This is a genomic window from Pseudomonas savastanoi (assembly GCF_020917325.1).
Classification (GTDB): domain Bacteria; phylum Pseudomonadota; class Gammaproteobacteria; order Pseudomonadales; family Pseudomonadaceae; genus Aquipseudomonas; species Aquipseudomonas amygdali.
Map to the genome: position 1 here is coordinate 584,487 of NZ_CP076652.1, position 11,601 is coordinate 596,087.

Consider the following 11,601-nt stretch of genomic DNA (forward strand, 5'->3'; position numbering starts at 1 on the left):
GCCTCTCAGGCAATGTGGGTGAGGTTCATCGCCTCGAGGGCCGTCACCAGCGCGTCCATGTCGTCGAAGGGTTTGAGGTGGATACGCGGCCAACGCACACGCTCCAGATACAGTTTGCCCTCGGCATTGCGCTGCACCGGCGTGCGATGAATCCATGTGTCACGAGCGCGATGGACGATGGTCTGCAAATCGCCTTCGCCCTGTTGCACCAGAAACATTCCCGGCTTGAAGAGGCGTTGGTCAATGCTCAAGAGCCTGGCTGACTCTGGGCGCGACACTTCCATGGCCACTCGGTAATCGCCCTTGATGTAGACCTGTTCATTGGTTATGCCTCCCGTAACAAGCTCTCCCGGATCCGGTACTACGCCGGTCGATTTGCCTGGTGCCACATCGATAACCCGCAGACCGATCCCTCCTTGCAGTTCTGCAATACCGGGTACCACGCCCTGGTAGGTATTGGAATGGCTGTTGCCAACCAGCGCGATCCATTTGTGGGAACCCATCACGTCCTGATGCCTGCGGATTGTGCGCGACGCAAAGTAATTCATCATCTGCTGGCGGGTGATGGACTCTTCCCTGGCAATGCCTTTGAGGTGATAGCTGCTTGCGCAGTCGATAGCGCGGACCTCCAGGCCATACTGCCGCGCCTTGATGATCAGTTGTTCGAAGTTGTAGACCTTGTCCGGATCGGTGTGATGCCCACGGTCCAGGATTTTCAGGTCATGCAGCAACGTTTTGCTCATCTGGCCGGTTTCGAAGAAACGATCCAGGTCCGCCTGATGCAGGTCGGTCAGCAGGTGCTCCATGTACAACGTCTTGACGTTTTGCCGCGCCAGCAATGGCAGGTTGTCGATGATCAGTTTTTTGCTCGAAACAGAAAAATGCGACTCGCCGATAACGATGCCTTCCGTGTGACGGTACAGGGTTTCAAGCAGCCCCGCCGTGCTCGTCTGTGGCTCGATGGCTGGCAATGTCGGGCGAGGTGGCAGTTGGGCTGATCTGATCGTGGCGGCGTCCTTCTGCAGATTTTTGCGGCGCTGGGCGAACGTATTGCGAACAGTGTCGAGTTTTGTGTCTTCAAAGAAATACTCCATGTCGAGCCCTTTCCTTTCGAAGTTCGCCAATGTATGAAGCGTCGTTCTGGTATCAAGCGGCATCTCATAGGTCGCGTCGGCCAAGGATTGCTGGATCGCTGTCATCGGGCTGTCGGCAGTCCACTCTTCGGGTGGTACGCGTAGCCAGGTAGTGTTTTCGCCGTGGACAAACCCGTACTGGCCCGCCCAATGCTCGCCCTCGGCAACGGAGACCCTCAGCTCGCGGATCAGCATGTCATCCACAGGGGTGGCGGGGGGCAGCGGAACGCCCGGCAGCGCAGGGTCGGCAAACGCGATGGTGAAGTCACAGCGAGTCGGCGTGTTTTGATGCGACCCGTCGGTACCTTCACTTATGCGGGTCGGGCGTCCTGCCGGTATGTCCTGAACATGCACACTGACGACTCCTTGCATCTCGGCAATGCCGGGCACCTGATCATGCGTCGTGGCAAGTTTCTGGTCGAGCAGCGCGACCCAGCGTTTGGAAGAGCCCGGTGCGATGTCTTGGCTGATGAGCCTGTGCCCGAAGAAGTTGCTCATTTTGCTGGCCGCTGCCGGATCATCAGCGGCGGCCAGCACCGAATGGCCGAAAAACGGGTAGCTTATCGACGAGCTGAACGGGCGCACTTCGATGCCGTGACGGTGGGCTTCCTTGATCAGGTGGTAGTAGTCGTATTCGCTGCTCGAGTTGTTCAAGGCGCCGCGATTGACGTCGTGCAGGTAGTACTTGAGCTCATGAGAGCCAGAGCGACTCTTTTTGCCCAACTGGCGATATCTGGCCAGCTTGCGCAGGTGTTTGTCGGTCAGCAGGTGTTCGATGTACAGGACCTCGACACGCTGCTCTGCGAGCAAGAGCATGTTGAGCAGGAGCAGGCGCTTGCTGGCTACCGACCTGGGGGCCTCGCTGAAAACCAGCCCGTTGCTGTGCGTGAAGATGTGCTCGATGAGTGTCTCGACTTTGCCGGGCAGGCCATAAGCGGGAAGTGCTGGCCTGGGCGGCGCAGAGAATCGGGCAAAAAATGCCTGAGCGTCCTGGTAAAGCTTTTCCCGAAACGCTGTAAAGGTCTGGCGTATTTCCGTGAAATAGGTCTCGAAGTAGGCTTCCAGACCTGCGCCGGTCGGGTCGAAGACTTCCTTGCGGATAACGATGTCCAAATGCGCTCTCATGGTGCTTGGCATCTCATAGTCGATCAACGTGTTGAGCGAGCCTGCGGCGGCATCTTCAGGCAGTGGCCTATAGCTCCCCGGACCGTCCAGCCCGCCGCCGCGCAAGCGCCGGTCGACGACCAGCCACTGGCCCTGTTCATTCAGGCGAACCGGCTGTTTGCCGAAGAATGCGAATGGATTGGCCGGATCGATGATCTGCCAGCAGCGCAGATGCGCATCGTATTGAACCTGAAAGGTGTTGCCTGACAACCTGATGTAATTTTTTCCGTTGAGTGCGTACACGCCTTTCGCGTGGCCGTCGGTGATACGTGGCACGTTATCCAGCGAAACGTCGACTGCCAGTTCGGTGCGCAACCCCGAAGGCACGCGCGCCGCGGCGTTGGGCGGTGGCAGGATCGGCTGCCAGGCACCAGCGGCTTCTCGCAGGGCGAACTGACCGGTTGCCATCGGCGGCGCCGAGGCGACGTGGGGTGCATGGAAAACTGCGGCGTGACCATGGGCGTTGGGCTTGCCGATCAGAAAAACCTGTTCCTGCAGTTCAACCGGGTACAGGTCCTCGTAACGCGGCAGCGAGGACTGGCGCTGGAACGAGCGGAGGACCGGTGGTGATTGATGACCATGCTCAAGCTGATGCAATACGCCGCCGAAGCCTTTAATGCCCACCAACAAGTCGCTGCCTGCGCCGATGCCGTTGAGGAGTGCCGAGAGCATGTATGTTGCAGCGCGTTGCTGGTCGCCTTCAGTCAAGGCGGCAACTGCCTGCCCGCTGTCATGCAATGAAAGCAGGCTGCCAACCGCAAAGCTTGCCGGTGGGAACGGCAGGGTCAAGGCGGTAGCAATTATCTCGACGCTGACCCAGATCAGCCGGACGAGCATGTCGTTGCGGCCGGTGGTGGTCTCTTCCACATCACGCAACCTGCGCTCCAGCGGCCTGTTGAAACAGGTGTCGGCGAAGTCTGAAATGAATGCCTTGGGAATAACCGGAGGTTTGTTGGCCTTACCCTGCTGCATGTCGCGGAGCAAGAACGACAAGGTTCGGCGCGCCTTGATCCGGCAGCGATCCTTGTAGTAGTCGATCATGCCTTCGCTAACGAGCGAACGCACAAAGTCGCTGAACAGACGAAACTCGATACCGTCAGGTGCCTGCGGCGTGTAGAGCAGCGCAGCATGGCGAGTCTGTGTCGGCAGGATCACCAGGCAGCCCTGCACGGTTTCGACGTGGGTGAGCAGCGTGCTGGGGATGACCAGTTGATCTACGCCGGTCAGCCCTGAGGCGATAAACGGTTTGTCCACATGCACTTGCAGCGGGTAGAGGGGATATCGCTCGCGGGAGGCGGTGTCGTCAAGGTGGGCGTTATCCAGAGATTGTTTCAACCACGCATAGTGCGCTGCTTCGATATGACCTTTCAGCACGCTGCGCAATGCCGCTGCCTGCATCTGCAGTTGAGTGATCATCACGCTGAACTGGCGACGATAGGCATAGCCTTCGCTTTCGCTGTTCAGCAGGGTGTTTCTGATCAAGGCAATGTACTCGTCCGCCAGCCACTGACCGCGCACCGAACCTGCAACGGCAGCAGCTGACAGCGCGCTCACGTCGATGCCTTCCGGGCCGCTGAACGTCGCGTTGGTTGCTGCCGAAGCACGCAAGGGGTCAATGCTGTCGTCATAGCCATTGAGCAGCATGTCGGTGTAGGTCAGTGTTTCGCGCTCGGTGGTGATCACGATCAGGTCGGGGTCTGCCGTGCCGGCTGGTACGTTCAGCAGCTTGCCGATTTGCTGGCTGGCACGTTGGTGTACGTAAGCCTTGAATGGCTGAACCCCGGTGTGTGGCTGCGCCTGATAGTTGTCGAGTGCTCCGCCAATGGCCTGTTCAAGGGCCAGCAGTTCCCGGCGCTGGGCGCGGCTGGCACGCAGGTACCAGTCCGGCGTATGCCTGGCCTGTTCGGAAAGCAATATGCGGGTCTGTTCGTCGGTAAAGCGGCGCAAGGCCGACTCGCAGTCCGCATGATCAATAAACTGAATGAAGTCTTTCGAAGGCTGGGGTTTGAGTGCCAGTGCCGTCAGTTGCTCTGCCAGTGCCGCACGGGCATCCACTTCCACCTGATCGAGCAGGTAGTTGATCATTGATGGCGAAGCAGTCCAGCCGACCACCTCGTGCAGCAGTTGGGTTTCAGTGTCGAAGGCTTTGAAGTGCTGCTGCCCGGGTGCATCGGTGGCAACCATGATCAGCCGCTGCGTACGCCCCTCGGCATCCTGCTTGCGAAACACCAGCAATCTGGCCATCACGTAGCGGTCGTTGAGTTTGATCTGTTGTACACGCAATGCTGGATCGGATGCGCGCGCTGCCGGGCCGGTCAGTGCCGCGACCATGGCGAAATCAACGGGCTGGATATGCCCCTGCATCTTCGCCGCCCAACCCTGCGCGGTCAGTCGGGTTCGCGCCAGTGCGCAGAGCATTTGCCGGTTGTGCTCTTGCTGGTAAGCCTTGCGTTGAAACTCGCCAAACTCCGCCCGCAGATCGAGCTCATCGATCACTCCGGCAAGGTAAGCCGGATTCAATGCCGAGCAGGCTGCATCAAGCGGTTTGCCATCAAGAGTGATAACGGTGTGATCGAGAAAGTCCGAGCCTGCACTCTCGTCTTCCGGTTGCAGGCCATAGAGTGCCAGCTCGACCAGTGAGCATGTCACGCGGTAGGTCTCGCTCGTGGATGGCAGCGTGCGCCGCGTGTCGATGGTCAATGCGCGTGGGTCCAGGTCATGGCCCAAGTCATCGGCCAGCCGGGTGCGCAAACGTGCTTCGGCAAAATGTTCTGGAGAGGCCGCGCTGCCCAGTACGCTGAGCATCGCTGCATGCGCCTCATCGTAGTGTCGTAAGTGCCAGGCATAGGTCTGCAGGTCGGCCTCGCTGGTAATCTTCATCCAGTCCGGCAGGTTTCGATGATACTGACGTTGCCTGTTGGTCAGTTCGCGCAGTTCGAGCATGCAGGCGGGGCCGAGCAGACCGCGCATGTCGATGGCCGCCTGAATCTGCGCCTGACGTGTTGCCCTGTCTTCACTGTCAGGTCGTTCGCACGCATGGCGAATGTCATTGCGTTGCTTGTTCAGCAGACGATCCAGGGCATGCACGAAGGGGGCGGTGGTGACCGGCTGTAATTGCAGGTCTTCAGCCGTGAACGGCTCAAGGTACAGGTCGGCGTCCTGGCTGATCTTGAAGAGCTGGTCTTGATGACGCTTTTCCATCGTGTTCAGGAGAGCATCCTGCAATGTCGCTGTATTGAGCCAGCGCGCCAGGGTTGCGAGCATCAGCGCCTGCGTGGCAAAGCCCATGATGCCGAGCCCGGGCAACATCAGCAGCGTGCGTCCCTGTTCCTGGGATATCGCCAGCACGCCGGCCATTTCGACGTGTTCGTCATCGTGCAATTGCACATGCAGCGAGGCGTAAGTGAGCGCCGGGCTTTGCGGCTGATCGGGCGAGTCCGGCAGGCAGGCCAGGTAGCCACTTTCCAGGTCACGCTCGTGAATCCTGACGCTGGCTTCATCACGCAAGGCTCGCTGCAAGGCAGGTACAAGCCGGTCGCGGCGGCTTTCAGCGTTTTTCCCAGGGTCTGTCCAGTAGTCATCGGTCTGTTGCAGCAGGCTGAATATTTCCAGCTCCCGTTCAGACTCGTCGGAACCGCCAAGCGCAGTCAACAGCGCTTCGCCCGGGCCAGGCTGGGCCTTAAGCTCGATGGCCAGAAGGGTGCGCAGTTCATCGAGCCTTTTCAGTGCGGCAGAGGCGGCAGGCCAGGTATCGACAGGTGTCAGTGGTGTAGGCGTTACAGCCAAAGGGGGCAGTGTTTGTGTCATGACAGGCGTTCCATTGCGCACTTCAGGCGCTGAGGTTTGAGCGACGGCCTTCGGGCCGGCGACGATGGGCCTCAATTAATCAGAAGCAACAGGCGTCAAGTCGTAGATAGTTATTGATGCTGAGAAATAGATGTTTCCTACGCCGTCTGGCGGGCATCCCCGATGACATTTCAGCGCGTCGAGCCAATCCTTGGTCATTACGTTATAATCCCGCCCTTTAGCTGCCCTCAGCCCGCTGTGCGGGGGCACACCTTTTCTCGGGCGCGATGCGCCTGCATGCAGACTAAAGAGGCTAGACCCTAGTGGCATTGACGATCCTTGGCCTGTCCGGCGCCCTTAGCCATGATCCTTCCGCAGCGCTTTATATCGACGGCAAGCTGATAGCAGCGGCCGAAGAAGAGCGCTTCGTTCGTGACAAACACGCGAAGAACCGCATGCCCTACGAGTCGGCGAAGTTCTGTCTGGAACAGGCAGGCATCAAGCCTTCGGACGTTGACGTGGTTGCGATTCCGTTCGCCCCCATCAGCCTGTTCGGCAAGGCGCGCTGGCATTACGCCAAGCGCTACTGGTACGCCCCTGATCGCGCCCTCGACGCGCTGCTGATGGGCAACCGCCGTTACAAGCGCTACCGCAACAAGATTGTCTGGTGCCTCGAGCAACTGGGCTTCGATCCGAAAAAGATCAAGATCGAGCCGGTCGAGCACCATCTGGCTCACGCCTCCAGCGCCTACCACTGTTCCGGTTTCACCGAGAAAACCGCGATCATGGGCATCGACGGCAAGGGCGAGTACGCCACGACCTTCTTCGGCTACGGCGAAAACGGCAAGATCCACAAGATCAAGGAATTCTTCGATCCTGACTCGCTGGGCGGCCTGTATGGCGCTATCACCGAATTCCTCGGTTTCGAGATGCTCGACGGCGAATTCAAGGTTATGGGCATGGCACCGTACGGTGATGCCAGCAAGTATGATTTTTCGCGTCTGGCCACGTTCGAGAACGGCGAGCTGATCATCAATACCGAGCTGGCCAACGTCATTGGCCTGCGTCGCTATAAAGAGAACGGCAAGGGCTTTTACTTCTCGCCGAAGCTGATCGAGTGGCTCGGCCCGAAACGCGTTGGCGACGTAGCCGACGAGCCCTACATTCACTATGCCGCGAGCATGCAGGCGCTGTTCGAAAAGCTCGCGTTGCAGATGATGGACCACTACCTGGGTGACATCCTCAAGGAAACCGGCAAGATCGCTTTCGCCGGTGGCTGTGCGCTGAACGTCAAACTCAACCAGCGCATCATCGCCCGTCCTGAAGTCAAGGAGCTGTTCGTGCAGCCTGCGTCCGGCGATGCAGGTACGGCGGTCGGTGCTGCGGCTTATGTGTCCCACGCTCGCGGTGTACCGGTCGAGAAGATGGAACACGTCTACCTCGGCCCGGCGTACAGCAACGAAGACGTGATCGCGGCCTGTGCCCGTCACCCGAGCAAGCCGGTCTGGCGTCAGATCGACAATACGCCACAGCGGATTGCCGAAATCATGGTCAAGGGCAACCCGGTTGCCTGGTTCCAGGGACGCATGGAGTTCGGTCCGCGTGCTCTGGGCGGTCGCTCGATCATCGGTTGCCCGAGCGTCACCGGGGTAGCCGACCGTATCAACCATCAGATCAAGTTCCGCGAGCGCTGGAGGCCTTTCTGCCCGTCGATGCTCGATACCGTCGCGCCGCAGATGATCAAGATCGATCACCCGGCACCGTTCATGACCTTCACCTTCGAAGTGGCGGAAGAGTGGAAAACCCGTGTTCCGGAAGTCGTCCATGAAGACGGCACTTCCCGTGCCCAGGTGCTCAAGCGCGAATACAACCCGCGCTACTACGACATGATGAAGGCGCTGGAAGAATTGACCGGCAATGGCGTTTCCCTGAACACCTCGCTCAACCGCCGTGGCGAACCGATGATCTGCTCGCCGACCGATGCGCTGAACATGTTCTTCGGCTCGGACCTCGAGTACCTGATCATGGAAGACATCCTGGTGGTCAAAGAGGGCGTCGAGGCTTATGACACGCTCGGCTGAACGTCACGTGCTGCAGTTCTGTCACGGCTATGACGGGCCGTTTCTGGACTGCGCACGGCAATACGCCAGCCTGTTTGCCGGCAAGGGCTATCGGGTGACGACGGTGTTTCTGACCGGCGCCGCCGACCCCGATGTGGTCGCCGACTGTGGCTCTGACGAAGTGCTGTTCATGGAATACAGCTCCAGCGCCATTCGTGGCCTGAAGCTGGGTGCCATCCGTGACCTGCGCAAAATTGCCGCGACGCGCTCGTTCAGCTTTTGCATCGCGCACCGCTTCAAGCCGGTGTACATCGCCCTGTTGGCGACGAAGTTGCCGGTGATCGGTGTGCATCATGCGTTCGGCGATTACCACCGGCGCAGTCGCAAGCTGTTCGCCAACCTGTTTCGCAAGCGCCTGAGCCTACTCGGTGTTTCCGATGCGGTCCGCGACGACATGCGCAGCAGCCTGCCCAAGTGGCCGGCCGAGCGTATTCAGACTTTGTACAACCGCATTGATGTCGAGCAACTGCAGGGCAGTCAGTTTTCCGCTGAAGATGCCCGCGCAGAGCTGGGCCTGTCTGCCTCGGCGTGGATCGTCGCCAACGTCGGTCGCCTGCATCCGGACAAGGATCAGGCCACGCTGTTGCGCGGCTTTGCCGAGGCTCTGCCCAATCTTCCCGAGAACAGCCAGTTGGTGATTCTCGGCAAGGGCCGCCTGGAAGAAAACCTCAAGGCGCTTGCGCTGGAGCTGGGCATTGGTCCGCACGTGCTGTTTCTTGGGCAGGTGCCTGACGCACGCCGCTACTTCAAGGCGTTCGATGTATTCGCCCTGAGCTCTGACCACGAGCCGTTCGGCATGGTCCTGCTGGAAGCGATGGTGGCTGGTGTGCCATTGGTTGCAACGTCCTGCGGCGGCGCGAAGGAAGTGGTCGAAGACGTGGGTCTGCTGTTCCCGCTGGGTGATGTTCACAGCCTCGCGCACGGCCTGGTACACATGGCCGGTCTTGACGCCGAGCAGCGTCAGGACTGCGCCGAACGCATGCTGCTGCGTTTGCGCGAACGCTTTTCCGATCATGCTGTGCGCGATGTCTTCTGGCGGCTGCCGCAAGTCTCCAGCCTGACGGCGGGGGCCTGATGCTCAATCGATTCAAAGGCTGGCGTGAGCGTGGCTGGGTGCAGATCGACGCGGCTGCTTACGAGCAGGCATGGCAACGGTTGGGTGGCAGCGTAGCCACTCATCCGCTGGTCGTTGCGCGCCTGTCGGCGTTTTCCGGTATCGCTGTGCGTTATCTGGCCTGGAAGCAGGGCGGCGAAGTAAAGGCAGCGATTGCCACTTGGGGGCGTTCGCTGGCGCTGTCCAAGGACGAACTCAAGCGTCACGGCAAGAAAGGCCTGTTCGACCTGGGCAACGCCGAACTGATTTTGCCGGTGGCCGACGATATTCAGGTCCCGGTCCGCCATCGTGCCCGCTATGTGTCTGCGCTCAACGAGGGCCGCATCAGCACCTTCAGGCCGCAGACCGAATCGCTCGCGATGGCGCGTACGCCTGAAGAACTGTCCAAGAAATTTCGTTACAACCAGCGTCGTGAACTTCGCTTGCTGGAGGAGGCTGGCGGTACGGTAAGACCTGTCAGCGAGTTCAGCAGCGCCGAGCTGGCGAGCATGTATTGCGATCTGTTTCAGCGTCGCTGGGGCTTCGAGGCCACCGGTGCCCGGCACAAGGCCGAAGTCATCGAGTTGCTGCGTGACCTGCTGATCGGTTCTGTGGTGTTCCTCAACGATGCGCCAATCGCCATTCAACTGGTGTACCGCGTCGAAGCGCCGCAGTGGGTCAGCATCGAGTACGTCAACGGTGGTGTTGACCCCGAAACCCGTGATTTCAGCCCCGGCAGTGTGCTGAGCTTTGTCAACACCCAGTCTGCCTGGGAGGACGCCCGAGCCTTGGGCAAATCACTGCGTTTTTCCTTTGGTCGTGCCGACCGCGAGTACAAGGACCGATGGTGCAACCCCGTTCCGGTGTTCCAGATTTGAGTCGCAAGCAACAGTTGCTCAAGCGCCATCGCCGTAACAAGCGGCTGGCGTTGCTGGGTGGTCTGTTCCTGTTGATCGCGGTCGGCGTGCTGGTGGCCTGGTGGCTGGCGCCGCTGCTGGCGGTGTGTGCCTGGGTCGCTCATGAGGCCTGGTTCGCCGATCATCTGTTCTATTCGCCGTCTGACGACTATCAGTACAACTTTGCAGCCGACAGCGAAGTGCCGGGCGTCCGCCTGGACGGCGGCACGTTGCTGATCGACCCCGCCGTGCAACTGACCGGCGACGAAACATTGATACTGGCACTGACCGTAAAAAGTACCTGGCTGGGACGTTTTCTCGACCCGGTCGTGGAACTGCAGGGGCAAGCCTTGAGTGACCGGCAGGCCTTCGAGCGTGGCGTCTGCGGCGTGCGTTATCTGAACCTGACCGGGCTTGGCGAGCCGCTGGCCGCGGGTGCCCTGCAACTGCGCGGGCGTTTCTGTCGTCTTGCCGGTACACCGCGCCTCTGGCTGTTTCGTCAGCCGGATGCGCGCAAGCAGCGTGTCATGGTTATCGCACCGCATGCCGACGATGCCGAACTCGCCGCGTTCGGGCTTTACAGCCAGGCCGAGGAAGCCTGGATTGTGACGCTGACTGCTGGCGAGATCGAGGCCGAACATTATCGCCAGATGGGCATGCAGCGCGCCGAAGCTGCGCGCATGAAAGGCCGCTTGCGCGCCTGGGACAGCATCGCCGTCGCCCGTTGGGGCGGAGTGCCTGAGTCGCACTGTGTGCAGTTGGGTTATTTCTGCCTGCAGTTACCCGCCATGCAGGCCGCGCCGGATACGCCGGTCGCCTCGCGTGAGGCGGACCTGACCGATACGCGGTTGTTTCGCCAGTTCAATACGCTGCCATTGCCCGGCGATGACGGCCAGCCGACCTGGAATAATCTGCTCGCCGACCTGCGCGCACTGGTCCTCAAGGCCAGGCCGCAGGTTATTGTCATGCCGCACCCGGCCATCGATCCGCATCCTGACCATATCTGTGCCCAGGCAGCCGTGCGTGAAGCGCTGGCCGGTCTTGAATGGCAGCCAGACGTGGTGCTCGGTTACGCCAACCACTTGCACGACAACGACCGCTGGCCAATGGGCGATGCCTACAGTGGCATCAGCCTGCCGCCGGTATTCGATGCCAGTCTGCCGCTGGTGCCGTACAGCCTGCACTTATCGGTTGCGGCCCAACGCGACAAGGCGATGGCGCTGGGTATGATGCATGACCTGTTGCCGCCGATGCCTTTCAAACGCCGTGTACGCCGTGCGTTGCAGCGCGTTCTGGCCGGTCGCCACTGGCCGGCCGAAGGCGAAAACGAATTCTTCCGCAAAGCTGTGCGACGACACGAGTTGTTCTGGCGCAGCCGTGACATCTGATTCAGCAGGCGCAGTACTGCA

5 protein-coding genes are annotated in these 11,601 nt (G+C 60.2%); 4 read left to right on the plus strand and 1 reads right to left on the minus strand.

What is annotated here, in order from left to right:
• Positions 1 to 5: 5 nt before the first annotated feature.
• Positions 6 to 6,104, minus strand: a complete 6,099-nt coding sequence (locus KP808_RS02595; RefSeq protein WP_230017393.1) for a membrane-targeted effector domain-containing toxin — start codon at positions 6,102 to 6,104, stop codon at positions 6 to 8.
• 302 nt (positions 6,105 to 6,406) lie between these two features.
• Between KP808_RS02595 and KP808_RS02600 the strand changes: the two genes are divergently transcribed.
• Genes KP808_RS02600 through KP808_RS02615 form a run of 4 tightly spaced genes read left to right on the plus strand, consistent with a single transcriptional unit; the run spans position 6,407 to position 11,580 of the window.
• On the plus strand, positions 6,407 to 8,164 hold the full coding sequence (locus KP808_RS02600; RefSeq protein WP_002551776.1) for a carbamoyltransferase family protein: 1,758 nt from the start codon (positions 6,407 to 6,409) through the stop codon (positions 8,162 to 8,164).
• The gene (locus tag KP808_RS02605; protein WP_005778837.1) at positions 8,148 to 9,278 is read left to right on the plus strand and encodes a glycosyltransferase; all 1,131 of its coding nucleotides are present in this window, start codon (positions 8,148 to 8,150) and stop codon (positions 9,276 to 9,278) included. Before KP808_RS02600 ends, KP808_RS02605 begins: the two co-directional genes overlap by 17 nt.
• The gene (locus KP808_RS02610; protein WP_230017394.1) at positions 9,278 to 10,174 is read left to right on the plus strand and encodes an antimicrobial resistance protein Mig-14; all 897 of its coding nucleotides are present in this window, start codon (positions 9,278 to 9,280) and stop codon (positions 10,172 to 10,174) included. Before KP808_RS02605 ends, KP808_RS02610 begins: the two co-directional genes overlap by 1 nt.
• Positions 10,171 to 11,580 carry a PIG-L family deacetylase gene (locus tag KP808_RS02615; RefSeq protein WP_230017395.1) on the plus strand — a complete coding sequence of 470 codons (1,410 nt, stop codon included), beginning with the start codon at positions 10,171 to 10,173 and terminating at the stop codon, positions 11,578 to 11,580. Before KP808_RS02610 ends, KP808_RS02615 begins: the two co-directional genes overlap by 4 nt.
• The last annotated feature ends 21 nt before the right edge of the window (positions 11,581 to 11,601 follow it).